This is a genomic window from Ottowia sp. (assembly GCF_035325765.1).
Lineage (GTDB): Bacteria > Pseudomonadota > Gammaproteobacteria > Burkholderiales > Burkholderiaceae_C > Ottowia.
This window is the reverse complement of the sequence record NZ_DAOKZG010000021.1, coordinates 23,348-47,525: the sequence shown is the minus strand read 5'-3', so window position 1 is coordinate 47,525 and position 24,178 is coordinate 23,348. Positions and strand designations below refer to the sequence as shown.

Genomic DNA, 24,178 nt, shown 5'->3' with positions numbered 1-24,178 from the left:
GGTGGCGCGCACCGGGTGGCCCTGCTGGCCGAACACGTCCCACAGCGTGACCGGGCAGGACGTGGGCGCGGGCAGGTCGATGCCGCGCTCCTTCAGCACGTCGGCGATCTTGCCCTCGATGCGCCCGCTCTGGCTGATGCCCGTCAGGTCGCCCTTGACGTCGGCCATGAACACCGGCACGCCGATGGCCGAGAACGCCTCGGCCATCTTCTGCAGCGTCACGGTCTTGCCGGTGCCGGTGGCGCCGGTGATCAGGCCGTGGCGGTTCGCCAGGCCGGGCAGGATGGCGGCCTCGGTGGCGCCGTGGCGGGCAATGAGCAGGGGTTGGGCCATGACGATGTCTCGCGTGCGGATGGGGGAAACTAGAATGAATAGTTGGATTATCGAGCGACAGTCACCGACGGAGGATTTGACGTTCATGGCGGGTCACAGCAAATGGGCCAACATCCAGCACCGCAAGGGGCGCCAGGACGAGAAGCGCCAGCGCATCTGGACACGCGTGGTGCGCGAGATCATGGTGGCGGCGCGCGCCGGCGGCGGCGACCCGGCCACCAACCCGCGCCTGCGCCTGGCGATCGACAAGGCGAAGGCGGTCAACATGCCGGCCGACACCATCAAGCGCAACGTCGACAAGGCGACCGGCAGCCTGGAAGGCGTGACGTACGAGGAAATCCGCTATGAAGGCTACGGCGTCGGCGGCGCGGCGATCATCGTCGACACCATGACCGACAACCGCGTGCGCACCGTGGCTGACGTGCGCCATGCCTTCAGCAAGCACGGCGGCAACCTGGGCACCGAGGGCTCGGTGGCGTTCCAGTTCCGCAACGTCGGCCAGTTCTTCTTCGCGCCCGGCACCAGCGAGGAGCAGGTGATGGAGGTGGCACTGGAGGCCGGTGCCGGCGATGTGATCACCGACGACGAAGGCGCGATCGAGGTGCTGACCGACCCCGCGCAGTTCGAGGCCGTCAAGCAGGCGCTGGAAGCGGCGGGCCTGGTGCCCGAACTGGCCGAGGTGACCCTGCGCGCCGACAACACCATCGACCTCGCGGGCGACGACGCCGCGCGCATGCAGAAGCTGCTCGACGTGCTGGAGGACCTGGACGACGTGCAGAACGTCTTCCACAACGCCAACCTGGACCTGGGGTGAGGCGCGCACCCTGGGTGCTGGCCGTCCTGGTCCTGCTGCTGGCGGGTTGCGGCGGCGACGTGTCGTGGTGCTTCGACAGCGGCTCGGGCGCGGTCTCGGCCGGCTCGGATTTCGACGACTGCCGGCCCAGGCCCGACAATCCGCCGCAGACGCTCACGCCATGACGGCGCGGCGCACGGCACTTCCTGACGTCCAACCATGAAAATCCTTGTCATCGGCTCCGGCGGGCGCGAGCACGCGCTGGCCTGGAAGCTGGCGCAATCGCCGCGCGTGCAGCAGGTCTACGTTGCCCCCGGCAACGGCGGCACGCAGGCTGCGCCTAACCTGAAGAACGTGCCGCTCACGGACCTGGTGGCCCTGCGCGACTGGGCGCTGCAGGAGAAGATCGCGCTCACCGTGGTCGGCCCCGAGCAGCCGCTGGCCGCCGGCGTGGTCGACGACTTCCGCGCGCACGGCCTGCGCATCTTCGGGCCGACGCGGGCCGCCGCCCAGCTCGAGAGCTCCAAGGCCTTCAGCAAGGCCTTCATGCGGCGCCACGGCATCCCGACGGCCGACTACGAGACCTTCACCGACGCCGTCGCGGCGCACGCCCACGTCGAGCGGATGGGCACGCCGGTGGTCGTCAAGGCCGATGGCCTGGCTGCCGGCAAGGGCGTGGTGGTGGCGCAGAGCCTGGACGAGGCGCACGCGGCGATCGACGACATGCTGGGCGGCAATGCGCTCGGCGTGGCGCACAACGCGGGCTCCGACGGGGTGGCCGTGCCGCGTGTCGTGATCGAGGAATTCCTGCAGGGCGAGGAGGCCAGCTTCATCGTCCTGTGCGACGGCAAGAACGTGCTGCCGCTGGCCAGCAGCCAGGACCACAAGCGCCTGCGCGACGGCGACCAGGGCCCCAACACCGGTGGCATGGGGGCCTATTCGCCCGCGCCGGTGGTGACGCCCGAGGTGCACGCGCGCGTGATGCGCGAGATCATCGGTCCGACCGTGCACGGCATGGACCAGGAGGGCATGCCCTTCACCGGATTCCTGTACGCCGGGCTGATGATCGATGCGGCCGGGCGCCCGCGCACGCTGGAGTTCAACACGCGCATGGGCGACCCCGAGGCGCAGCCGATCCTGATGCGCCTGAAGTCCGACCTGGTCCCGGTGCTGCTGGCGGCCAGCGCGGGCGAACTCGACACCGTGGAGCTCGAATGGGATCGCCGCGCCGCACTGGGCGTGGTGCTGGCCGCCGCCGGCTATCCGGCCAGCCCGCGCAAGGGCGACGTCATCCGGGGCCTGCCGGCGCCGGCCGATGATGTCGTGGTGTTCCATGCGGGGACCGTGCTGCGGGACGGCCAGGTCGAAACCGCCGGCGGGCGCGTGCTGTGCGTCACGGCGCTCGCCGATTCGGTGCGCCAGGCGCAGGCGCGGGCCTACGACGTGGCGCGCCTGATCCACTTCGACGGCGTGCAGTACCGCCATGACATCGGCCACGGCGCGATCCGGTCGAGGCATTGAGATGGCCGATTTCAACACCCTGGTGCGTGACTACCTGCTCGGGCTGCAGGCCCGCATCACCGACGCCGTCGAGGCCGAGGATGGCCGCGCCCGGTTCCTGCGCGACGCATGGCACAAGGCGCCCGGCGAACCGTTGCAGGGCGAGGGCATCACGCAGATCCTGGAGGGCGGCGCCGTGTTCGAGCGCGCGGGCTGCGGTTTTTCCGACGTGCGCGGGCCCAGGCTTCCGCCCTCGGCCACGCAGCACCGACCGGAGTTGGCGGGCGCGCCATTCGAGGCCATGGGCGTGTCGCTGGTGTTCCATCCGCTGAATCCCTACGTGCCGACGGTGCACATGAACGTGCGCATGATCTCGGCCGGGCACCCGGGCGAGGAGCCGGTGCGCTGGTTCGGCGGCGGCATGGACCTCACGCCCTACTACGGTTTCGACGAGGACTGCGTGCACTTCCACGCCACGTGCCGCGATGCGCTGGCGCCGCTGGGCGGCGATCTCTATCCCCGCTTCAAGCCCTGGTGCGACGAATACTTCTTCAACAGGCACCGCGGCGAGGCGCGCGGCATCGGCGGCATCTTCTACGACGACTTCGCCGAAGGCGGGCCCGAGCACGGCTTCGCGCTGACGCAAGCGGTGGGCGACGCCTTCCTGCAGGCCTACCTGCCGATCGTCGAGCGGCGCCGCGGCCAACCCTGGGGCGAGCGCGAGCGCCAGCACCAACTGCATCGGCGCGGCCGCTACGTCGAGTTCAACCTGGTGTGGGATCGCGGCACGCATTTCGGCCTGCAGTCGGGCGGGCGCACCGAATCGATCCTGCTGTCCATGCCGCCGCTGGTGGCCTGGCAGCACCAGCGCCGGGCCGAACCGGGCTCGCCCGAGGCGCGCCTGACCGAGCATTACCTGGTGCCGCGCGCGTGGGCGTGACGTGCGATGATAAAATGAGGAGTGATCCCGCGGCTGGCGCGGCATCGATGACAAATGAGAAAGCGCCGGCGCGAGCCTCTGCATGGCGCCTGCGATTCGGAGTGGGTCATTTGTCATCGAAGTGCAGCGCGGCCGCTCGTCCCTTCGTCATGCGTCATGCCTGAGCGCGAGCGGACATGAACAGCACCCCCTCGCGCATCGGCCTGTTCGGCGGCGCCTTCGATCCGCCGCATGATGCGCACCTGGCGCTGGCGCGCGCGGCCATCGACGAACTGGGGCTGGACGTGCTGCACGTCGTGCCGACCGGCGACGCCTGGCACAAGTCGCGGCCGCTCAGCCCGGCCGCCGACCGCCTCGCCATGTGCCGGCTCGCATTCGCCAGCGTGCCGGGCACCCTCGTCGACGACCGTGAACTGCAGCGCGCCGGCCCGACCTACACCATCGACACCCTGAGCGAACTGCAGGCCCAGCATCCGACGGCGGAACTGTGGCTGCTGATCGGAGCCGACCAGGCCGCGTTCTTCCGCCACTGGCGGCGCGCGCCGGACATCGTCGCGCTGGCCTTCGTCGCGGTGGCGACGCGAGCCGGGCTGGCGCCGGACGAGCCCGGCTTCGATCCGCGTGACCCCTTGCCCGGCCTGGACCTTGGCGCGGCACGCGGCGTGCGCGTGCTGCGCCTGCCTGCCCTGCCGCACAGTGCCACCGAAGTGCGCGCGCGCGCTGCCCGCGGACTCGCGATCGGCCATCTGGTACCGAGCGCGGTCGCGGGGTATATTGCCGAACACCACCTCTACACCACGACCTGATGAGCGAAGCCGCCGCCAAGAAAGACATCCAGAGACTCCAGCGTGCCATCGTCGATGGCCTGGAAGACATCAAGGGCCAGGACATCCGCGTGTTCAACACCGAGCACCTGTCACCGCTGTTCGAACGCGTGATCGTCGCCAGCGGTACCTCCAACCGTCAGACCCAGGCGCTGGCGGCCAGTGTGCGCGACAAGGTGCGCGATGCCGGGTTCGCCAAGCCGCGCCTGGAAGGCGAGGAAAACGGCGAGTGGATCATCGTCGACTGCGGCGCGGCCGTGGCCCACGTCATGCAGCCGGCGATCCGCCAGTACTACAACCTCGAGGAAATCTGGGGCGACAAACCGGTGCGCATGCGACTGGGCGCGACGGCCGTGCCCAAGGCACCACGCGCGCGCAGTGCGGGCCCGGCGGGCAAGGTTTCGCCCGCCAGGGCTCAAGCCGCCAAGACCCCAGCCGCCAAGGCTCCAGCCGGCAAGGTTCCAGTCGGCAAGGTTCCAGCCGGCAAGGTTCCAGCCGGCAAGGCAGTCGCTCGCAAGGCAGCAGCGACGCCCGTCGCATCGCCCAAGGCGCCAGCGAAGGCGGCACCTGCGCGTGCGGCCCGGTCTGGCGCGGGGTACAGTGCCGGTGGCCGCGCGACTTCCGCCAGGCCAGCCGGACCCGCCCGGGGCACGGCGCGCCAGTCAGCGGCCCCGAAGGTCGCGTCCCGCAGCCGCACGACCGGCAAGGTCCTGGTGGTGGGCAAGCCCACGGGCGCCCAATCGACGAAGCCGGCGCGTGCCGCCCCCTCGGCGCGCAAGAGTCCCGCCGCACGCCGGGCACGATGAAGCTGTGCGTGGTCGCCGTCGGCCAGCGCGTTCCGGCCTGGGCCGCTGCGGCCTGGGATGACTATGCGAAGCGCTTTCCCGCCGAGCTGAAGATCGAACTCAAGGCCGTCAAGACCGAGCCGCGCGCCGGCGGCCGGACGGCCGGGCAGGCCATGGCGGCCGAGCGCCAGCGCATCGAGGCCGCTGTTCCGCGTGGGGCGCATTGGGTGGTGCTTGACGAGCGCGGCAGCGCGCTCGACACAGCGGCCCTGGCCGTGCGCCTGCGCGAATGGCAGGGCCTGGGCCGCGACGCCGCCTTCGTGATCGGCGGTCCCGATGGCCTCGACCCGGCGCTGCGCAAGGCCGCGCACGAGCGCATCCGCCTGTCCGACCTGACCCTGCCGCATGCGCTGGTGCGCGTGCTGCTCATCGAGCAGCTCTATCGCGCCTGGTCGATCAATGCCGGCCATCCCTACCATCGGGAATGAAGTGGCGCGCCGCAGGACAGGTTCAGCGCCAGGCGTTCGGCGTTCAGCGTGAACGACCAGCACGCGGTGGCCGTCGAACCCGCTCAAGGCTCAAGGCTCAACGCTCAACGCTCAACGTGTCCTTCATCTACCTCGCCTCCCAAAGCCCGCGCCGGCGCCAGCTGCTCGATCAGCTCGGCGTCGCGCACCGCCTGCTGCTGCCCGACGACCACGAGGCGGCCGAGGCGCTGGAGGCCGTGCAGCCACGCGAGGCGCCGCGCGCCTACGTGCGCCGCGTGACGCGACTGAAGCTCGAGGCTGCCATGCGCCGCCTGCAGGCGGCAGGGCTGGACCCGGCACCAGTGCTCTGCGCCGACACCACGGTCGCGCTCGGTACGCACATCCTGGGCAAGCCGCAGGACGAGCGCGAGGCAGCGGACATGCTGCGGCGGCTTTCGGGACGCACGCATCGCGTGATCACGGCGGTGGCGCTGCAGCATGGCGACTGGCGCGGCGAAGCGCTGAGCGAATCACGGGTGCGCGTGGCACGGCTGGACGAGGCCATGGTGGCCGCCTACGTCGCCAGCGACGAGTGGCGCGGCAAGGCCGGCGGCTATGCCATCCAGGGCCGGGCCGCGGCCTTCATCGAGCGCATCAGCGGCAGCTACAGTGGCATCATGGGCCTGCCCCTGTTCGAGACCGCCAGCCTGCTGCGCCAGGCCGCCTGGTCGGGGTGAGGGCACGCCATCCATGATGCAACAGGAAATCCTCATCAACTGGTCGCCACAGGAAACGCGCGTGGCGGTGATCGAGCACGGCGCGGTGCAGGAGCTGCACGTCGAGCGCGCGCTCGAGCGCGGCCTGGTCGGCAACATCTACCTGGGCAAGGTGGCGCGCGTGCTGCCGGGCATGCAGTCGGCATTCGTCGACATCGGACTGGAGCGCACCGCCTTCCTGCACGTGGCCGACCTGTGGCAGCCGCCACTGGACGGCGAGAGCCTGCCGGCGCACCGCCATGGCGGCGGCGCGCGGCCGATCGAGAAGCAGGTGTTCGAGGGCCAGACCCTGATGGTGCAAGTGATCAAGGACCCGATCGGCACCAAGGGCGCGCGCCTGTCGACCCAGGTCAGCATCGCCGGCCGCATGCTGGTGTTCCTGCCCCAGGACGACCACGTCGGCGTGTCGCAGAAGATCGCGCCGGCGCTGCGCGACGCGCTGCGCACCCGCGTGCAGGCGCTGGTGCGTGCCGACCTCGCGCCCGGCCAGCCGAGCGGCGGCTTCATCCTGCGCACCAATGCCGAGGATGCCAGCGACGCCGAACTGGCCGAGGATATCGCCTACCTGCGCAAGACCTGGGCACGCATCCGCGAGGCGGCGGGTCGCCAGCCGCCGGCCAGCCTGCTGCACCAGGACCTCAACCTGCTGCAGCGCGTGCTGCGCGACCTGGTGGGCGAGCAGACGCAGTCGATCCGCCTCGACTCACGCGAGCAGTGCGAGGCGCTGCTGGCCTTCGGGCGCGAGTACATGCCGGCGGCGGCCGAGCGCCTGCAGCTGTATCGCGGCGAGCGCCCGATCTTCGACCTCTACAACGTCGACGAGGAGATCACGCGCGCGCTCGGCCGGCGCGTCGACCTCAAGTCGGGCGGTTACCTGATCATCGATCACACCGAGGCGCTGACCACGATCGACGTCAACACCGGCGGCTTCACCGGTGCGCGCAACTTCGACGACACGGTGTTCAAGACCAATCTCGAGGCGGCGCAGGCGATCGCGCGTCAGCTGCGGCTGCGCAACCTGGGCGGCATCATCGTGATCGACTTCATCGACATGGCCCAGGCCGAGCACCAGCAGGCCGTGCTGGCCGAGTTCCGCAAGCAGCTCGCGCGCGACCGCGTCAAGACCCATGTCGGCAGCTTCTCGCCGCTCGGCCTGGTCGAGATGACGCGCAAGCGCACGCGCGAATCGCTGGCGCAGCTGCTGAGCGAGCCCTGCGGCCAGTGCCAGGGCAGCGGCCGCGTGCGCACCGCGCGCACCGTGGCCTACGACATCCTGCGCGAGATCCTGCGCGAGGCGCGCCAGTTCAACCCGAAGGAGTTCCGCGTCGTCGCCGCGCCGGCCGTGGTCGAGATGCTGGTGGACGAGGAAAGCCAGCACCTGGCCGGCCTGTCGGACTTCATTGGCAAGCCGATCGCGCTGCAGGCCGAAAGCGCCTTGGGGCCGGACCAGTACGACATCGTCCTGTTATAGGCACCCCCTGAGCCGCCTGCGGCGTCTTCCCCCTGGAAGGGGGACGCATCCTGTGTCCAGGGGGACCCTGGTCACGGATGCCGCGGATGGCCTGCTCCGCGGCCGCTTGAAAACCTGGTCGAGTCCGTGAGAGCACGGGGTCGGAGCAGGGTCACCGACGCAGTGGGGTCACCCCGTGTTGCGCAGCCCCGCCGCGATGCCGTTGATGCACAGGTGGATGCCGGTCTGCACGCGGTCGTCGTCCTGGCCGGCGCGCCAGCGGCGCAGCAGCTCGACCTGCAGGTGGTGCAGCGGGTCGATGTAGGGGAAGCGGTGGCGGATGGAGCGCGCCAGCGCCGCGTTGCCGGCCAGCCGCTGGCGGCTGCCGGTGATCTGGGCCAGCGCGTCGTTGGTGCGCTGCCACTCGGCCTCGATGGCGCTGAACACGGTCTCGCGCAGCTTGCGATCCGCCACCAGCTCGCTGTAGCGCGAGCCCAGCGCCGGGTCGCTCTTGGCCAGCACCATGTCGATGTTGGACAGCAGGGCGCGGAAGAAGGGCCACTCGCGGACCATGCGCCGCAGCAGCGCCACGCGCGCGCGCTGGCCGGCGCCGGGGGCCTGGACGAAGGCCTGCACCGCGGCGCCGAAGCCGTACCAGCCCGGCAGCGTCAGGCGGCACTGGCCCCAGCTGAAGCCCCAGGGGATGGCGCGCAGGTCCTCGATGCGGCCGCTGGGCTTGCGACTGGCCGGGCGCGAGCCGATGTTGAGCTGGGCGATCTCGCGGATCGGCGTGGCGGTGAAGAAATAGTCGGCAAAGCCGGGCGTCTCGTAGACCAGCGCGCGGTAGGCCGACATGCTGGCCTCGGAGAGTCGCTCGGCGGCCTGGAGGAACTCGTCCGGCGCGGCCTGGGTCGGCTGCAGCAGGGTGGCCTCCAGCGTGGCGGCGACCAGGGTCTCGAGGTTGCGCCGGCCGATCTCGGGGTTGGCGTACTTGGAGGCGATGACCTCGCCCTGCTCGGTGAGCCGGATCTGGCCGCGCACGGTGCCGGGCGGTTGCGCCAGGATAGCCTGGTAGCTGGGGCCGCCCCCGCGGCCGACGGTGCCGCCGCGGCCGTGGAACATGCGCAGGCGCACCGGCGCGCCGGGCTGTCTCGCGTTGAGCTGGTCGAACAGGGCGACGAGCGCGATCTCGGCGCGGTAGAGCTCCCAGTTGCTGGTGAAGATGCCGCCGTCCTTGTTGCTGTCGCTGTAGCCGAGCATGATGTCCTGCTCGCTGCCGCTGGCGCGCACCAGCGCGGCGACGCCGTCGATGGCGTAGAAGGCGCGCATGATCGGCGCGGCGTTGCGCAGGTCGGCAATGGTCTCGAACAGCGGCACCACGATCAGGCCGGCGTGCGCACCAGGCGCAGCGCCGGGCCGCCCCAAGCCAGCCTGCGCCCCCTCGGGGGGCAGCGAGGACACGACCGTGCCGAGCGTGGGGGCACCATATTCACCCAGCGTGCCCTGCATCAGGCCGACTTCCTTCTGCAGCAGCAGCACCTCGAGCAGGTCGCTCACGGTCTCGGTGTGGCTGATGATGTAGTGGCGGATGGCCTCGTGGCCGTGGCGCCGGCGCAGCGCCAGCGCGGTCTCGAAAATGGCCAGTTCGCCGCGCGTGTGTTCGCTGTATTCGGCGCCCACCACGCGCAGCGGCCGGGCGTCGCGCAGCAGCCGCAGCAGCAGCTCGCAGCGCTCGTCTTCGTCCAGGCCGGCGTAGTCGGGCTCCAGGCGGGCGACGCGCAGCAGCTCGGCGAGCACGCGCTCGTGCTGGTCCGAGCTCTGGCGCAGGTCCACCGTCGCCAGATGAAAGCCGAACACCTCGACGGCGCGCATCAGCGGGTGCAGGCGTTCGGGCACCAGGGCCTGGCAGTCGTGCGCGCGCAGCGAATCCGCAACCGTGCGCAGGTCGGCCAGCAGCGCGGCGGCGTCCGGGTAGGGGGCTTGGCGCAGCGTGGTGGCGCGCGGCGCGCTGCTGCCGGTGAGCTGCTCCAGCGTCGCTGCCAGTCGCGCGTAGATCCCGGTGAGGGCGCGCCGGTAGGGCTCGTCGCTGCGGTGCGCGCTTGCGTCGGGCGAGGCGGCGGTCAGCTGCTCCAGTGCCGGCGTGACGAGTGCCAGGCGCGACGACAGCGACAGCGTGCGCCCGAGCTGGTGCACCTCCTCCAGGTAGTGCAGCAGCGCCACCTCGGCCTGGCGGCGCAGCGCCAGCGCCAGGGTCGCGGCGCTGACGTTGGGATTGCCGTCGCGGTCGCCGCCGATCCACTGCCCCATGCGCAGGAAGCTGGCGATCGGCCGGCCGCCGCCCAGCGCGTGCTCGAGCTCGCCGTAGATGCGCGGGATCTCGCGCAGGAAGGTCGATTCGTAGTAGGACAGCGCGTTCTCGATCTCGTCGGCCACGGTGAGCCGGTCGAAGCGCAGCAGCCGGGTCTGCCAGAGCTGGGTCACGCGCGCGTGCAGGCGCGCCTCGTTCGCGGCCAGCTCGCGTGCCGAGAGCACGTCGCGGCTGCCGGCATGGCACTGGGCGCGCTCGCGCAGCTCGTCGCGCTCGGCCAGCAACTGGGCGATCTCGCGCTCGGTATCGAGGATGGTCTTGCGCTGCACCTCGGTCGGGTGCGCAGTCAGCACCGGCGCGACGTAGCTCGCCGCCAGCGTGTCGGCGATCTTCGGGGCGCCGATGCCGGCGGCGTGCAGGCGCTGCAGCGCGACCTCGATGCTGCCCTCCTGCGCGTTGCCGGCGCGCTCGTGCACGGCGCGGCGGCGGATGTGGTGGCGGTCCTCGGCCAGGTTGGCCAGCAGGCTGAAGTGCGTGAAGGCGCGGATCACGCTCACGGTCTGGTCGCCGCTCAGGCCGTTGAGCAGCTTGCGCAGCGTGTTGCCGGCGCCCTGGTCGGCGTCGCGGCGGAACGCCACCGACAGCGTGCGGATGCGCTCCACCAGCTCGAAGGCGGGCGCACCCTCGTGCTCGCGGATCACGTCGCCCAGGATGCGCCCGAGCAGCCGGATGTCCTGGATCAGCGGCTGGTCCTTGCTCGAGCGGCTGGGCCGCGATCCGGCCGGCTTGTCGGCGGACGAGGTGGATGGTGCGGATGGCATCGAAATCCTTTTCCTTTTCGGGCGGCGGAGGGCGGGGTTTCAGGTCTCGTGCCAGAGCAGCTGGCCCTGGCTGATTTCGTCCAGGCGTTCGACCACGGCCGCTGCCTGGTCCTCGGGCAGTTCGAAGCGCAGTCGGACCTGGGCGGCGTGCGAGGCCGCCAGCGCGCGAGCGCCGGCGCGCTCGAGCTCGCGCCGCAGCACCCCTTCGAGCGCATAGGGCAGGGTGCAGGCCAGCGGCTGCCAGCGCTGCAGCGGGATCTTCTCGGTCTGCTGCAGGGCGCCGGCCACGGCCTCGGTATAGGCACGCACCAGTCCGCCGGCGCCCAGCTTGACGCCACCAAACCAGCGCACCACCGTCGCCAGCACGCCGTCGAGCTGCTGCTGGCGCAGCACGTTCAGCATCGGTCGACCGGCGGTGCCGCCGGGCTCGCCGTCGTCGACCGCGGCCGAATCACCGCCCGCCGGCAGGGCCCAGCACACGTGGTTCGCCGTGGGATGCAGCGCGCGCAGCTCGGCCACGCGCGCCTGCGCCTGCGCGCGATCGGCCACGGGCTCGACGCAGCCGAGGAAGCGGCTCTTGCGCACGACCAGTTCGTGCATGCCAGGGCGGGCCACGGTATGGCGCATGCGGACTCTGCCGATGCGCTCAGCCGGCCGCGCCGTGCAGCCGCCTGGTGGCGTGGGGCATCGGAGCGTGCAGGTTCATGGTGCTTGTCTCCGTCGCACAAGCCTCGCTCTCTTGCCGGTGCCGGTCCGGTATCTCGATCTCGTCTGACGCGCCGCCGCGCGAAGCCGTGCGACTTCAAGGCGCAAGCATGCCACAGGAGGCATGGGCAGCGCCGGCCAGCACGCGTTCATGCGCCCTGGGCGTACACGCCCGCGTCGCGTTCCGGATAGCTTTCGTAGACGTGCTCGAAGAGCTGGGCGCACTTCTGCTCGTACAGCGGCTTGTCGTAGGCGCGCGGCAGCCCGTCGTCCAGCGTCTCCTCGATGGCGAGGCGCAGCGAGGAGCGCGCGGCCGACTTCTGGCGCCAGTTGAGCACCAGCAGCCCCCTGAGCCGCGCCAGCAGCTCACGCGCCACCTTCTTCACCTCGTCGCGTTCGGCGGCGGTCAGTTCCGGCGCCGGTCGCGTCAGGATGTCGAAGATCACCAGTTCCTCCTCGCTCAGGTTTTCGCGCACGTGGCGCTTCGCCTCGTCGTCCAGGCTGCGGGAGAGCTTGAGCAGTTCCTCGAACAGCTGCTCGATGTTGCGGCTGCCGGTGTTGTAGCTCTCGATCAGGGCTTCGAACTTCTGGGTGTAGTCGGTGCGGGTGCGGTTCAGCCGCACCAGCTGGTCGAGCCGGGCGCGGATGGCCGCCTTGAGCGCCTCCAGCTCGGTGTTCTTGTGCCTCGACGCCTTGAAGCGCTGCGCCAGCGCCTCGAAATCGATCCTCGACAGGTCGATGGCGGGTGGCTCGCCTTCACGGATCGCGTGGCCGGTGATGGATTCATCCAGCAGGCCGCCGATCTGGCCCAGGATGGCGCTGATGTCCGGCTGGTCCGGGTTCAGGCGCGCGCGGATCGCTGCCGCGAGCTGGTTCAGACCGAGCGTGCGCGCGGCAAACTCGATCGCGGCCGGGTCAGGCTGCACGGCACGATACAGCGTGCCGACCAGCCGCTCGTGGCCGAGGAAGTCGCGCCGCAGGCTGTCGGGCGCGATCAGCGCGTTGATCGCGTCCTCCACCGCCGCCAGCCGCTCCAGGCTGCCCGAAGGCAACTCCTCCAGAGCCGTCAGGTCCACGCCGTGGCTGGCGCAAAAGGCCGTGGCCGCCGCCACGGCTTCGCGCAGCGCGGCGACCAGCTCGGCCTTGTCGCGCACGGGTCGCTCGCCGCCCCGCCCCGCGCCGTAGATGGCGAGCGCCTTTTCGAGCGAGGCGAACACGTTGGCGTAGTCCACGATCACGCCGCTGTGCTTGCCCGGAAACACCCGGTTGGCGCGCGCGATGGTCTGCATCAGCGTGTGGTTGCGCATGGGCTTGTCGAGGTAGATCGTGGCGCAGCTCGGGGCGTCGAAGCCCGTCAGCCACATGGCGCAGACGAACACCAGCCGCAGCGGGTCGTGCACGTCCTTGAACTTTTCATCCAGCCCCGGCTGCGACTCGTTCATGCGCTGGCGGTGCGGCGCGATGTCCAGGCCCAGCGCGCGCATCTGCTCGATCTCGTTCTGCGCCGGCGACACGACGAGCGCCATGTCGGTGCTCTCCAGCAGCGCCAGGCGGCGCTTCAGCTCGGCCTTGCGCGCGTCGCGCCGCGCCTGCTCGGCGCTGGCTTCGCCGCCGACGGCGTAGGCCAGCCGGCCAAGCTCCTGCTGTACGCGCGCCATTTCCGCCGCCCAGTGCTTGCGCACCTTGTCGTGCATCTTGAGCGCCGTCGCCTTGTCGATCGACACCACCATGGCCTTGCCCGCGATTTCGCCCAGGCTGGCGCGGCCAAGGAAGTGCTGCACGATGTCGGCCGCCACCACCTCCAGCCGCTCGTCGCGCGTGATCAGGTGGTACTGGCGGCCCAGCACCTGCTGCAGCTTGTCCTCCTGCGCGTCGTCCAGCCCGGCCTCGTCGATCAGGCGGTAGATGTCGTCGTTCAGGTCGGGGTTGACGAGCTGCAGCGCCGGCGTGCGGTTCTCGTAGAACAGCGGCACCGTCGCGCCGTCCTCCACCGACTGTTGGAAGTCGTAGATCGACACGTAGTCGCCAAACACCTCGCGCGTGCGCTCCTCGCTCGCGATCAGCGGCGTGCCGGTGAAGGCCAGGAACAGCGCGCGCGGCAGGCTGGCGCGCATGTTCAGCGCCAGCGTGTCGTACTGGCTCCTGTGGGCCTCATCAACCATCACGATGACGTCTTGCTTGTCAGACAGGACGGGCATGCGTGATGGTTGACCCTCACCCCAGGCCCCTCTCCCAGAGGGAGAGGGGTGAGCAGCTTCAGCGATCCGGGACAGGACCACTTCCGTATCGTGAAGCACCTGGTCGTTGCTGAAACGCAGGACTTTCATGCCCTGCCCACGCAGCCAGGCGTCTCGGCGCCCGTCCCTGGCAGCGACATCCGGGTCGTCGTGAACCTCTCCGTCCAGTTCCACCACCAGTCCAGCCTGGGCGCAGTAGAAGTCCACGATGTAATCACCGACCTGGTGCTGACGCCTGAACTTCAGGTCGCAAAACTGCCGATTGCGCACCAGTTCCCAGAGCAGTTCTTCTGCCTTTGTCCCGGCCTGCCTCAACTGGCGTGCTCGCTCCGTCAAGCCTGCGATCGGATAACCGCCCCGATAGTGACGACTCCCTTCTCCCTCTGGGAGAAGGGCCGGGGATGAGGGTTTTTCGCTCGAAACACGTTCCGGCAGGAACTTGTGTACGAGCGAAAAAATGTAGCGGTGGTTGCCGCGCAGCAGCTCGCGCAGGTGGGCGCCGCTGGCGGCGTGGCATTCCTTGCTCTCGGCTTCGCTCACCGCGCCCGCGGCCTTGAAGGTCCTGGCGATCTGGTCGTCCAGCTCGACGCGGTCGGTCACCACCACGAAGGTCCAGTTGCCCGCCAGCTTTCGCAGCACCTTCTGGGCGAAGAACACCATGGAAAAGCTCTTGCCGCTGCCCTGCGTCTGCCAGAACACGCCGCCGCGCCCGTGGCCCATCTGGCGCGCCTCCAGCATCGAGGCAATCGCGTTGTTCACGCCCAGGACCTGGTGGTTCTGCGCCAGCACCTTCACCAGCCCCGCCTTGTGCTCGGAAAACAGCGTGAAGTTCTCCGCCAGGTCCAGCAGCCGATCGGGCGCGCAGGTGCCGCGCAGCATCACCTCCAGCGACACGCGGCGCTGCTCGTCCTCGCGCGCCACGCGCTTCCACTCGAAGAAGCGTTCCCAGTCGGCGGTGAGCGAACCCACGCGGCTGTCGGTGCCGTTGCTGGCAATCAGCAGGGCGTTGCACCAGAACAGCTGCGGCACCTGCTGCCTGTAGTGCGTCAGGTTCTCGTCGAAGGCCGCGCGCGCCGGCACGCCGGGCTTCTTGAGCTCCACCACCACCCAGGGCAGGCCGTTGACGAAGGCGACCAGGTCCGGCCGGCAGGTGTAGAGGCTGCCCACCACCGTGAGCTGGCTCACCAGCAGGAAGTCATTTGCAGCGGGCTGCTCCCAATCGACCACCTTGACGCGTACGATGCGTTGGCCGCCGCTGCGCTGCAAACCCTCACCCTGGCCCTCTCCCAGTGGGAGAGGGGAAACGCTCGCCAAAGCGTGTCTTGTGCCCCCTTCTCCCCCTGGGAGAAGGGCCGGGGATGAGGGTTCGGCGTCAGCTACGCTGACCCGAATACCGTCCTTCAGCAGCCCGTGGATCTCGCGGTTGGCTGCCACCAGGCTCATGGCCGAGCGGTCGCGCACCAGCTCGTCGATGGCGGTCTGGATGGCCTCGGGCGGCAGGCCGGGGTTCAGGCGCGTCAGCGCCGAGCGCAGGCGCGCCGCCAGCACCACTTCGCCTTTCGTCTCGCGCCCCAGCGTGCCATCGGCGCCCAGGGTTTCGTCCCGCGCCGACGCCGTCTGCCAGCCCAGCTCGGCGAACAGCGCGATGGCGGGCTGCTCGACGAGCTGGTCTTCGGTCCAGGCGTGGGGGCTCATGGGCTGGGCTGGGTGGCGATGGCGTGGATTTTCTGCAGTACGGCCTGCACACGTTGTGCGTGCAGTTCATCGTAAGCGACCAGGCCCGGCAGCACATCGCGAAAGTCCGGTCTGGCGATCAAATCCGCAAACTGCGCAGCCAGATAGCCGCGCACCTCGGCCTCGCTCGCCTGCACGTCCGCTTCAATGTGGCTGCAGCCCTCCAGCACGTTGATGACGTCCTCCAGATCGTGGCTGGTGAGCGGGTCGGCGCCGCCGCGTGCGCGAAACGCCTCGAGCTTGGTGGCCAGAAAGGCTGGTGCAGCGATCAGGCGGATCTGCTGGCCGCTGGGCAGCATCTCGCGTGTCGCAGTTCTTGTCGCCAGCGGATACCAGCGGTTGGCAAAGCCCAGCACGGTCTCGTCGGTCGGCATCAGGTCCACCATCACGTCGCCCAGGCGCCAGCGGCAGATGGGCGCGTCGGGCGAAAGGTCGCGCTGCAGGCCACGGGCTTCGAACTGCGCTTCCATCGTGTGGTAGTCGCGCAGGGTGGCGACTTCGACAATCAGGTCCACGTCCCAGGTCACGCGCGGCGGTGGCGCCGTCGGTGCATCGACCAGCAGGCTGGCCGCGCAACCGCCCACCAGCACCAGTTCTGCACACAGATCGCCCAGTGCCGCTGCCACCAACTCCACCCGCTGCACATTGGGGTCGGCGGCGTTCACAGGCGCTCCTCGAACAGGCGTTGGGCCAGCGCGCGTTCGCGCGCGTTGCCGGCGCGGATGGCGTCGAACAGGGCCAGATTCTCGTAAAGCGCCGGGCTGCGCAGCGCGGCCTGCGGGGCCGACGGGTACAGCGGTACCAGCGCCACGCCACGCACGCTGCCCTCGATTGCGGGCCACACCGGCGGCGGGTCTGCCGACGGTGCCACGTGTTCATTCAGGGGCGGAGCCGCGTGCGCCGTGGGCACGCCCGCGACCAGCGTCCCGCGCACTGGCGGGAAGGCGTAGCGGGCGCCGTGGAACAGGAACTCGGTGAACGCCGGCTTGAGGATGCGGGGCCTGCGCTGCTCGAAAAACAGCAGGCGGGCCGCCTCGGCGCGCCTGAGCGCGGCGTGCACCTCGGACATCGACAGTCCGGTGAAGTCTGCCAGCTCGGGGTAGGTCATCTCCTGATCGCCGCAGGCGACAAGCGCCAGCAGCAGGTAGAGATCCTGTGGCTTGAGCACGAGCTGGCGGTTCGGTTTCCGGGCCATGGATATGAAATTTCGTGTTTCGCGAAATACGAAAATACCGATGTGACAATAATTTGTCAAGAAAACGGAGTGCCGAGTATCGTCAGACTCCGAGATCGGGCAACATCAACGGGAAAGTCCAACAGGCGGGCAGCATGAGCAGGATGCACAACCCACCCCACCCCGGCGAGGTGTTGCGCGAATACCTGGGCGAGATGACCGTGACCGACGCGGCACGGCAGCTGGGCGTCAACCGCGTCACGCTCACGCGCATCCTGGCCGGGCGCGCCGGCATCTCGGCCGACATGGCGTTTCGCCTCGCCGCCGCGCTGGGCACCAGCCCCGAACTCTGGGCCGGCATGCAGATGCAGTACGATCTGGACCAGGCCCGTAAGGCCAGGCGGCCGCATATCGCGCGGTTTGTCATGCCCGAGCCTGGGCAGGCGTGAGCGCGCATTGGCAGCAAGCTGGTGTGTATTCGGGCCGGACTGATGTGTATTCGCGTGGGGCTGGTGTGTATTCCTGCCCAAGGCCTCAGCTCGCGTTCCGGGCGCGCTTGCGTTCGATGAAGGCGGCGAAGTCGAGAGCCTCGGGCTCGCCGCTGCGCTCGCCCGCGATCAGAGCCTGACGCAAGGCCTGCAATTAGGCGCTGTGCTCCTGTTCGCGCTGCGTCAGGTCACGGCACTGGTCTTCGGTCCCGGCGTGGGGGCTCATGGGGCAGTTTCCTCGCTTTCCAGGCCTTCTGCCGGCACGGTGTAGCGCTGTTCCGGATGGTTCTCCATCGCCGGGATGGTATAGGCGAGCAGCCCCTCGGCGACCATAGGGGTCAGATAGTCCCTGACCAGCGGTTTGTGGTCTCGCCTGTGCAGGATGCTGGCCAGTTCCCGGGCGCTCAGGGCATGCCAACGGCAAAGGTCAACGATCAATGCACGCAGAATGTCTCGGCGTGGTTTGCGGCCGGCCGGTGGTACCCTTTCGGCCAGTTGGGGGGGAATAGTCGCCAGCAGGTGGTGACTATCCTGACCTGACTGGTGACCATTTGGCTCCAGCTGGTGTGCAGCAACAAGCCGCTCGGCAATCGAGCTCGCCTCCGATCGAGCATGGAACTGCGCACCGGGCACGTAGTAGGTTCGGCTGCCGCCACCCTTCATCTCCAGCAGTCCCAGATCACGCAGGCGGCGCAGATGAACCGAGGCGCTCAGGGTGTCGGTGCGGTTGATGGCGCGATACGCGGCGTTGTCGATGGCGCCGAGCTCGCGCACAAAGACCAGTGCGCGCGACTCCTCATCGCTGATCGACTCGGTCGTCAGTTGGCGCAGCCAGGCCAGATCATCCGCGCCCAGGAAATGATGGAACAGGAACGTGGCGACGAACTGGTCGGGCCGGCGCGAGGACTCGAAGGTGGGCGGCAGCAGCCCATGGGCCAGCATCAGCTCGCGCATGGCGCGGATGCCACTGCCCTTGGTCTCGGCGATGTTGACCTCGTGCAGCACGGCCGCAATGCGCGGGTTGCGCGTCTCCGACCCCGGTTCGCCAAGCTGCTCCTCCGCCTTGATCGAGTGGCCCGGATTGCGGATCTCCAGCCGGTTGGCGTAGCGGATGATCTGGACGGCGCCGTGGATACGGTAGCTGCGATGCATCACGGCGTTGACGATCGCCTCGCGGATCACCCGCAGCGGCAGCGCCGGCTCGTCTTCGCGCGCCAGCGCGCCTTCGGGCAGGGAGAAGGACTGCATCAACTCGTCGCGCACCGCATTCGTGGCGCGGCGGATCGCGGTGAACAGCGGTGCGCGGATTTCCAGCGTGTCGAAGCGGTGATCCGGGTCCTCCACCCACTGCCGGCCGGGCACGCGGATGTAGTCGATGCGCATCATCGGGAAGCAGCGCCGCAGCGCCTGGCCGGTGCCGAACAGCACGATGCCCGCCACCGTTGGTCTGAGCTGGCCGTTGTCAGGTCTGGCACCACCCAGGGCGCGCAGCAGGTCGTCGTCCGACCAGCTCAGCTCTTCGGCGTCCGGGTTGATGGCGCGGCGCTGCTGCCGGTAGTCTGTGACGGCGGCGGGGTCGATGTCGGCCAAGTCCGCATCGGGCAGCACGGTGGCGTCGAAGGTATCAACCTGATGCCCGGCGTAGAGCGCGACCAGATCGTCTTCCGTGCCCTCCTGGTCGGTCGAGCCCACGCGGCGGAACGCGCCCCGTGGCAAGCCCAGCTTCCTGAGGAAGACCGGCTTTTCTGTCGGCGCGGCCTCCGGCACATGGACCACCACCACATTCCTGCCCTGCAGCTCTTCTACTGCCACGCGCGGGCGGATCGGCTGGTTGAAAGCGCTGGCGCACTGGCTGGCCAGGTCCGACTGCAGCTGGTCCGGGTCGCTGACGCCATCCACCCGGTAGGCATGGTCAAACAGATCCTGCGCATCGCGGTGCACGCCCAGCAGCAGATAGCCACCGCCAAGGCCGGGCTCGTTGGCAAAGGCGCAGATTGTCTCCAGGACGGAGCGGTCGATGCGCCGCGCCTGCTTGGCCTCGATGCGGTGCGACTCATCGAGCGCGGCAAGCTCCTGCAGCAGGTCTTCGGCGGTACGCATCATGCGGGCAGGGCCTCCACGTCGATCTGGCCGGAGAGCAGGCGCGGCAGCAGCAGGTCGCGGGTGCGGCGGAGGGTTTGGATTTGGCGCTGGAGCGTGTTTACCTGCTCGAAAGTCGGTTGAACCTGTTTTGTAAACCTCGCGATCAGGCTGAGCGGTGGCTTCACGACTTGCATCCGTCGAAATGTGTCCACGATGATCGTGTCGAAGGTCGCCCCGCCTGTGTTGGTTTTCAGGTAGTCCACCTGCTGCAAGGTCAGAAGAAAAAGGTAGTGCTGCGCGATTCCGGCCTTGCCGCGCAGTGCGTAGCAAGACTGGTTCATCGCCATCGGGATCGCTGGCATGGCGACCTTCCCGACCGTACCGCGCGCCGTGATGAATACCGTATCAGGGGCGTAGAGCGCACTCGCGCACTTCGCAAGGCCAAGCTCCGTGATGTGTTTTTCCGTGTCGTGCACGTAAAAGCAGGAAGGGGCATCACGCGGCGTGAAGAAGGGGATGTCTCCACCCCAAAAATCTGCGGTAGACGTCTTGGGCGTCCCGCCACTCAACACATCGGCGACTTCGGTGAACGGCTGCACCTCCCATCCCTGCGGAATTTCGCCGAGGGGGGACGGGACGCGGGGCAGGTGCTCGTGGCCGGGGAAGCGGAAGTGGACGAACCACTCGCGGTAGAGGGCGCGGGCCATCGTCTCCAGAATCCGGATGCGCCGCTGGCTGTTTTCGATCAGCTCGTCGTAGGCCGACAGGATGCCGGCGATGAGGCGTTGGAGGGGCAAGGAGGGGGCAGGCAGAAGAAATTCTTTTATGAGTTTGCCACTGAGATTTCTTTGGGCGCCGCCGGAAGCGACTTTAAGTAACAAATCGCGACGGCCTTTAAGTGCATAAAAGAAGTAGCGTTGATCGCACACTTCTTCATCCACCAACATCGCTAAACACGCCTGATTGGTGGCTGCTGGGGCTCGAAGAATTCCCATGCTCGTAATAGTTTTGCCATCGCCATACATGGCCATCAAAACGGTATTCGACGGAAATAACTTGGCCGATGTTTCTTTCAGGGCTTTTTCAGTAATGCGTTCTTCTGCAGGATCCAGGTACCAATCCTTCAACTCGCCCGTTTTGTACCAATCGATTACGCCGCCATCATAAAAATCTGATCGGCTTCTCAACGGCGTCGAGCCAGATGACACCCACTTGCACAGGCGCTCGATTGGAATTTCATTAAAACTCGAAGAATCCATCACACCCCCAAAATCCCAGCCACATTCCCAGCAATCGTCTGCTCCAGCGCCCGCGCCTGCGCGTTCAGCGTCTCCAGCTCCTCATTCAGTGCCTGCAACTGCTCGCGGAAGTCCTCGTCGCTCACTTCCTCGCCCGGCGCCACGCCCACGTAGCGGCCCGGGTTGAGCGACCAGCCCTGGGCCTCGATTTCGGCCAGGGTCGCCACCTTGCACAGACCCGGAATATCACGATACGTGATATTCCGGGTCCCCTCATGCTGCGCGCCCTCATCCCCAGCCCCTCTCCCAGGGGGAGAGGGGAGGGTCAGGTTGGGGTTTTCTTCCCTTCTCCCTCTGGGAGAAGGGTGGTCGTCAGACCGGGTTGAGGGTTGTGCGGCAAAAACTTCAAACAGCTTGGCCTTTGCCTCTTCACCACCCAGCGTGAAATCGGGCTGCTCACCGCGGTACAGCCGCACAATGTTGGCGAGGAAGCCGATCTGCGCCGGCGTCCAGTCGCGGTGGGCGCGGTCGATCTGGCGGTAGATGTGGCGCGCGTCGATGAACAGCACGGTGTCCGCGCGCGGCGTGCCGGCCTTGCCGCGGTCCAGAAACCACAGGGTGCAGGGCAGCGTCACCGTGTAGAACATGTTGGGGCCGACGGCGAACATCACGTCGACGGTGCGGGCCTGGATCAGCTTCTGGCGCAGCTCCTGCTCGCTGGCGCGCGCGTCGGAGGCCGAGTTGGCCATGACGAAGCCGGCGCGGCCGTGGCTGTAGAGGCTGGAGTAGAAGAGCTGGATCCAGAGGTAGTTGGCGTTGTCGGGCCGGGGCAGGCCGAAGGGGAAGCGCCGGCCGGGGCCGACCTGGTCGGCGAGCCGTTCCTTGTCCACGGCGTTGACGTTGAAGGGGGGATTGGCGAGCACGAAATCGAAGGCGCCGACGGCGTCGTGCGGGTCGTCGTAGTAGCTGTTGACGTTGCCGCCGTGGCGGATGTCGCCCTCCAGCCCGTGCACGGCGAGGTTGAGGCGGCACAGGCGCCCGGTCTCGTCGGTCTTCTCGATGCCGTACAGGGCCAGCTCCGCGGCGGGGTTGCGCTGGTGCTCGGCGACGAAGCGCGCCGACTGCACGAACATGCCGCCCGACCCGCAGGCCGGGTCGAGGATGCGGCCGTGGTACGGCTCGATGACCTGCACCAGCAGCTGCACGATGCTGGCCGGAGTGTAGAACTCGCCGCCGCCCTGGCCTTCGCTCATGGCGAACTTGCCGAGGAAGTATTCGTAGATGCGGCCGAAGGCGTCGAAGTCAAGCGTGACGGGGATTTCGGAGATCTTCTTCAGCAGCGCCTTGAGCAGCGTGGCGGTGAAGAGGTTGTAGCTGCGCGGCAGCACGCCGGCAAGCTGGGGGTTGTCGCGCTCCACGGCGCGCATGGCGGCGTTGACCTGGCCGCCGACGTCGGCGGCCTCGGGCAGGGTGAGCAGGTGCTCGAAGCGCGCCTCGGGCGCGAGATAGAGCACGCCCTCGGCGTGGTAGGCGGCGGGCTCGTCCACGCGCGGGCCGCGGCGCGAGGTGGCGCCGGCGGCCTGCAGTCTTTGGCGCAGCGCGGCAAAGCGCGCCTCGGCAAAGCGCAGGAAGATCAGGCCCAGGATGGGGCCGGAGTATTCTTGCGCCTTGAGACCGGAGTTGGCGCGGAACTGGTCGGCGGCGTCCCAGAGGCTTTTTTCCAGCGAGGCGGCGCCGTCGTCTTTTTCAGCAGGGGCAATCCATTGCAAGCGTGTTCTCCCCGGCCCGGGCGTGCGGGCCGCTGGCGCCGATGGTAAGGCGCCGGCGCTGGCGGCTGCCCGGGCCTGGCCCGCGCCTCAGGGCGCGACCTTCTTCTTCAGCGCGCGCGCCACGGCCGGTGGCAGGCTGGGCAGGGACCTGAGCAGCCAGGGCAGGACCTTGCGCTTGGCGCCGGAGAGGGATTCGGGCACCAGGGCCTCGATCAGGTGCGGCCCGGGCTGGGCCAGGGCGTATTCCAGCGCGGTGCAGAAGTCTTCGGCGGTACTGGCGCGCACGGCGTGCACGCCCATGCCCTGGGCGAGCTGGGCGAAGTTCAGCACGGGGCCGTGCAGGTCGAGCTGGGCGCGCGCCTTGGCGCCGCCTTCCTCGGCGCCGACGCGATCCAGCTCGACGTTCAGCACCGAGTAGCTGGCGTTGTTGAAGACGATGGCGGTGACGTTGAGCTGCTCGCGCGCCATGCTCCACAGGGCCTGGATGGTGTACATCGCGGTGCCGTCGCCGATCAGGGCGATCACGGGCCGATCCGGGCAGGCGATGGCCGCGCCCACGGCATTGGGCAGGCCCTGGCCGATGGCGCCGCCGGTCAGCGTCAGCAGGTCGTGACGCGGGCAGCCCGCGGTCATCACGTTCAGCATCAGGCCGCTGGTGATGGCCTCGTCGATGAGGATGGCGTTCTCGGGCAACAGGTGGCCCACGGCCTTGCAGACCTTGGGGGCGGTCAGAAGCCCGCGCGGACGATCGGGCCGCTGCGCCGGCTGCAGCGGTGGCTGCACGCCGCTGGCGCCCAGCGCTTGGGCCAGCCGCGCGAGGCTGGCGGCGGCGTCCTGCTCGGGCGCGGCCAGGGTGTGCACGGTGCAGCCTGCGGGCACGAGGTCGCTCGCCTTGCCGGGGTAGGCAAAGAAGGACACGGGCGACTTGCTGTCCACCAGCACGAGGTGGCGCACGCCGGCGAGCTGCACGCCGGCCATCTCGGCCAGATAGGCCACGCGCTCGACGAAGGGCAGGCCGGCGCCGCGCTCCATGCGCGTGGGGAAGACCTCGGCCAGCAGCTGCACGCTTCCTTGCGGGGCATGGGCGGCGATGCGGGCGGCATCGAGCAGCGCCGCCTCGCGCAGCGCCTGGCCGCCCAGCAGCAGCACGGTCTTTTCGCTGCCCCGGATGGCCTGGGCAATGGCCTGCACGGTCGCCTCATGAGCCGGCGGCGGCGTGGGCGCGGGCGGCGGCGGGCAGGGCTGGCCGCCTTCGCCCCAGGAGACGTCGGCCGGCAGGATCAGCGTGGCCACCTGGCCGGGCAGGCCGCGCGCGGCGACGAGCGCGTCGACCGCGTCCTGGCACAGGGCGGCGGTGCTCTGCGAGGTGCGCACGAAGCCGGGCGAGACGTTGCGCGCCACGGTCTCGATGTCGGACTGGAGCTGGGCGTCGTACTGGACGTGCCAGGTCGCATGGTCGCCCACGATGTTGAGCACCGGCACCTTGCCCTTGCGCGCGTTGTGCAGGTTGGCCAGGCCATTGCCCAGGCCGCAGCCCAGGTGCAGCAGCACGGCGGCGGGCTTGCCGGCCATGCGCGCGTAGCCGTCGGCGGCGCCGGTGGCGACGCCCTCGAACAGGCAGAGCACGGCGCGCATCCGAGTTTCCCCATCGAGCGCGGCGACGAAGTGCATCTCGCTGGTGCCGGGGTTGGAAAAGCAGACCTCGACGCCGGCATCGGCCAGGGTCTTGAGCAGGGCTTGGGCGCCGTTCATGG

21 protein-coding genes are annotated in these 24,178 nt (G+C 69.1%); 10 read left to right on the top strand and 11 right to left on the bottom strand.

Annotation, left to right across the window (positions count from 1 at the left end; all coding sequences use genetic code 11):
• On the bottom strand, positions 1-333 hold a 333-nt coding region (locus tag PKA16_RS08930; protein ID WP_324402438.1), incomplete at its 3' end, for a helicase HerA-like domain-containing protein.
• A gap of 85 nt (positions 334-418) precedes the next feature.
• Between PKA16_RS08930 and PKA16_RS08925 the strand changes: the two genes are divergently transcribed.
• The 9 genes from PKA16_RS08925 to rng all read left to right on the top strand — a co-directional run bounded on the left by PKA16_RS08925 (position 419) and on the right by rng (position 7,889).
• Positions 419-1,147 (top strand): YebC/PmpR family DNA-binding transcriptional regulator, encoded by a 729-nt coding sequence (locus tag PKA16_RS08925; RefSeq protein WP_324402436.1) that lies wholly within the window; start codon positions 419-421, stop codon positions 1,145-1,147.
• Positions 1,144-1,311 (top strand): hypothetical protein, encoded by a 168-nt coding sequence (locus tag PKA16_RS08920; protein WP_324402434.1) that lies wholly within the window; start codon positions 1,144-1,146, stop codon positions 1,309-1,311. The genes PKA16_RS08925 and PKA16_RS08920 overlap by 4 nt, the downstream gene beginning before the upstream one ends.
• 34 nt (positions 1,312-1,345) lie before the next feature.
• Positions 1,346-2,647, top strand: a complete 1,302-nt coding sequence (purD, locus tag PKA16_RS08915; protein ID WP_324402432.1) for a phosphoribosylamine--glycine ligase — start codon at positions 1,346-1,348, stop codon at positions 2,645-2,647.
• A 1-nt stretch (position 2,648) separates the two neighbouring features.
• Entirely contained in the window at positions 2,649-3,566 is a 918-nt protein-coding gene (gene hemF / locus PKA16_RS08910) for an oxygen-dependent coproporphyrinogen oxidase (RefSeq protein ID WP_324402430.1), read from the top strand.
• A 176-nt stretch (positions 3,567-3,742) separates the two neighbouring features.
• On the top strand, positions 3,743-4,372 hold the full coding sequence (gene nadD, locus PKA16_RS08905; RefSeq protein WP_324402428.1) for a nicotinate-nucleotide adenylyltransferase: 630 nt from the start codon (positions 3,743-3,745) through the stop codon (positions 4,370-4,372).
• The gene (rsfS, locus tag PKA16_RS08900; protein ID WP_324402426.1) at positions 4,372-5,196 is read left to right on the top strand and encodes a ribosome silencing factor; all 825 of its coding nucleotides are present in this window, start codon (positions 4,372-4,374) and stop codon (positions 5,194-5,196) included. Before nadD ends, rsfS begins: the two co-directional genes overlap by 1 nt.
• Entirely contained in the window at positions 5,193-5,663 is a 471-nt protein-coding gene (gene rlmH / locus PKA16_RS08895; protein WP_324402424.1) for a 23S rRNA (pseudouridine(1915)-N(3))-methyltransferase RlmH, read from the top strand. The genes rsfS and rlmH overlap by 4 nt, the downstream gene beginning before the upstream one ends.
• A gap of 116 nt (positions 5,664-5,779) precedes the next feature.
• Entirely contained in the window at positions 5,780-6,379 is a 600-nt protein-coding gene (locus PKA16_RS08890) for a Maf family protein (RefSeq protein ID WP_324402423.1), read from the top strand.
• Positions 6,380-6,395: 16 nt separating this feature from the next.
• Positions 6,396-7,889 (top strand): ribonuclease G, encoded by a 1,494-nt coding sequence (rng, locus tag PKA16_RS08885; protein ID WP_324402441.1) that lies wholly within the window; start codon positions 6,396-6,398, stop codon positions 7,887-7,889.
• Between the two features lie 168 nt (positions 7,890-8,057).
• Here rng and ppc read toward each other — a convergent pair whose 3' ends face one another.
• The 5 genes from ppc to PKA16_RS08860 form a co-directional block, all read right to left on the bottom strand.
• Entirely contained in the window at positions 8,058-10,997 is a 2,940-nt protein-coding gene (gene ppc, locus PKA16_RS08880) for a phosphoenolpyruvate carboxylase (RefSeq protein WP_324402421.1), read from the bottom strand.
• Between the two features lie 39 nt (positions 10,998-11,036).
• Positions 11,037-11,624, bottom strand: a complete 588-nt coding sequence (locus tag PKA16_RS08875) for a YigZ family protein (protein WP_324402419.1) — start codon at positions 11,622-11,624, stop codon at positions 11,037-11,039.
• A 227-nt stretch (positions 11,625-11,851) separates the two neighbouring features.
• Positions 11,852-15,634: a type I restriction endonuclease gene (locus tag PKA16_RS08870; protein WP_324402417.1), complete on the bottom strand. Its 3,783-nt coding sequence runs from the start codon at positions 15,632-15,634 to the stop codon at positions 11,852-11,854.
• The gene (locus tag PKA16_RS08865; protein WP_324402416.1) at positions 15,631-16,338 is read right to left on the bottom strand and encodes a hypothetical protein; all 708 of its coding nucleotides are present in this window, start codon (positions 16,336-16,338) and stop codon (positions 15,631-15,633) included. Before PKA16_RS08865 ends, PKA16_RS08870 begins: the two co-directional genes overlap by 4 nt.
• Positions 16,335-16,868 carry a hypothetical protein gene (locus PKA16_RS08860; protein ID WP_324402413.1) on the bottom strand — a complete coding sequence of 178 codons (534 nt, stop codon included), beginning with the start codon at positions 16,866-16,868 and terminating at the stop codon, positions 16,335-16,337. Before PKA16_RS08860 ends, PKA16_RS08865 begins: the two co-directional genes overlap by 4 nt.
• Positions 16,869-17,002: 134 nt before the next feature.
• Between PKA16_RS08860 and PKA16_RS08855 the strand changes: the two genes are divergently transcribed.
• Positions 17,003-17,296, top strand: coding sequence for a HigA family addiction module antitoxin (locus PKA16_RS08855; protein WP_324402411.1), 294 nt, complete (start codon positions 17,003-17,005; stop codon positions 17,294-17,296).
• Between the two features lie 85 nt (positions 17,297-17,381).
• Here the strand turns inward: PKA16_RS08855 and PKA16_RS08850 are convergent, their stop codons facing one another.
• From PKA16_RS08850 to PKA16_RS08830, 5 genes are all read right to left on the bottom strand, one after another.
• Positions 17,382-17,480: a type II toxin-antitoxin system ParD family antitoxin gene (locus PKA16_RS08850; protein ID WP_324402409.1), complete on the bottom strand. Its 99-nt coding sequence runs from the start codon at positions 17,478-17,480 to the stop codon at positions 17,382-17,384.
• A gap of 77 nt (positions 17,481-17,557) precedes the next feature.
• On the bottom strand, positions 17,558-19,438 hold the full coding sequence (locus PKA16_RS08845; RefSeq protein WP_324402407.1) for an ATP-binding protein: 1,881 nt from the start codon (positions 19,436-19,438) through the stop codon (positions 17,558-17,560).
• Complete coding sequence (locus PKA16_RS08840; RefSeq protein ID WP_324402405.1) at positions 19,435-20,676, bottom strand: restriction endonuclease subunit S; 1,242 nt, start codon at positions 20,674-20,676, stop codon at positions 19,435-19,437. The genes PKA16_RS08845 and PKA16_RS08840 overlap by 4 nt, the downstream gene beginning before the upstream one ends.
• Positions 20,676-22,424, bottom strand: a complete 1,749-nt coding sequence (locus PKA16_RS08835; protein ID WP_324402403.1) for an N-6 DNA methylase — start codon at positions 22,422-22,424, stop codon at positions 20,676-20,678. The genes PKA16_RS08840 and PKA16_RS08835 overlap by 1 nt, the downstream gene beginning before the upstream one ends.
• An 87-nt stretch (positions 22,425-22,511) precedes the next feature.
• Complete coding sequence (locus PKA16_RS08830; RefSeq protein ID WP_324402401.1) at positions 22,512-24,176, bottom strand: acetolactate synthase large subunit; 1,665 nt, start codon at positions 24,174-24,176, stop codon at positions 22,512-22,514.
• Between the last annotated feature and the right edge of the window lie 2 nt (positions 24,177-24,178).

Coding starts and splice junctions, on each gene's coding strand:
- PKA16_RS08925 (WP_324402436.1), top strand. CDS start 419: ATGGCGGGTCACAGCAAATGGGCCAACATCCAGCACCGCAAGGGGCGC.
- purD (WP_324402432.1), top strand. CDS start 1,346: ATGAAAATCCTTGTCATCGGCTCCGGCGGGCGCGAGCACGCGCTGGCC.
- hemF (WP_324402430.1), top strand. CDS start 2,649: ATGGCCGATTTCAACACCCTGGTGCGTGACTACCTGCTCGGGCTGCAG.
- nadD (WP_324402428.1), top strand. CDS start 3,743: ATGAACAGCACCCCCTCGCGCATCGGCCTGTTCGGCGGCGCCTTCGAT.
- rsfS (WP_324402426.1), top strand. CDS start 4,372: ATGAGCGAAGCCGCCGCCAAGAAAGACATCCAGAGACTCCAGCGTGCC.
- rlmH (WP_324402424.1), top strand. CDS start 5,193: ATGAAGCTGTGCGTGGTCGCCGTCGGCCAGCGCGTTCCGGCCTGGGCC.
- rng (WP_324402441.1), top strand. CDS start 6,396: ATGCAACAGGAAATCCTCATCAACTGGTCGCCACAGGAAACGCGCGTG.
- ppc (WP_324402421.1), bottom strand. CDS start 10,997: ATGCCATCCGCACCATCCACCTCGTCCGCCGACAAGCCGGCCGGATCG.
- PKA16_RS08875 (WP_324402419.1), bottom strand. CDS start 11,624: ATGCGCCATACCGTGGCCCGCCCTGGCATGCACGAACTGGTCGTGCGC.
- PKA16_RS08870 (WP_324402417.1), bottom strand. CDS start 15,634: ATGAGCCCCCACGCCTGGACCGAAGACCAGCTCGTCGAGCAGCCCGCC.
- PKA16_RS08860 (WP_324402413.1), bottom strand. CDS start 16,868: ATGGCCCGGAAACCGAACCGCCAGCTCGTGCTCAAGCCACAGGATCTC.
- PKA16_RS08855 (WP_324402411.1), top strand. CDS start 17,003: ATGAGCAGGATGCACAACCCACCCCACCCCGGCGAGGTGTTGCGCGAA.
- PKA16_RS08845 (WP_324402407.1), bottom strand. CDS start 19,438: ATGATGCGTACCGCCGAAGACCTGCTGCAGGAGCTTGCCGCGCTCGAT.
- PKA16_RS08840 (WP_324402405.1), bottom strand. CDS start 20,676: ATGGATTCTTCGAGTTTTAATGAAATTCCAATCGAGCGCCTGTGCAAG.
- PKA16_RS08830 (WP_324402401.1), bottom strand. CDS start 24,176: ATGAACGGCGCCCAAGCCCTGCTCAAGACCCTGGCCGATGCCGGCGTC.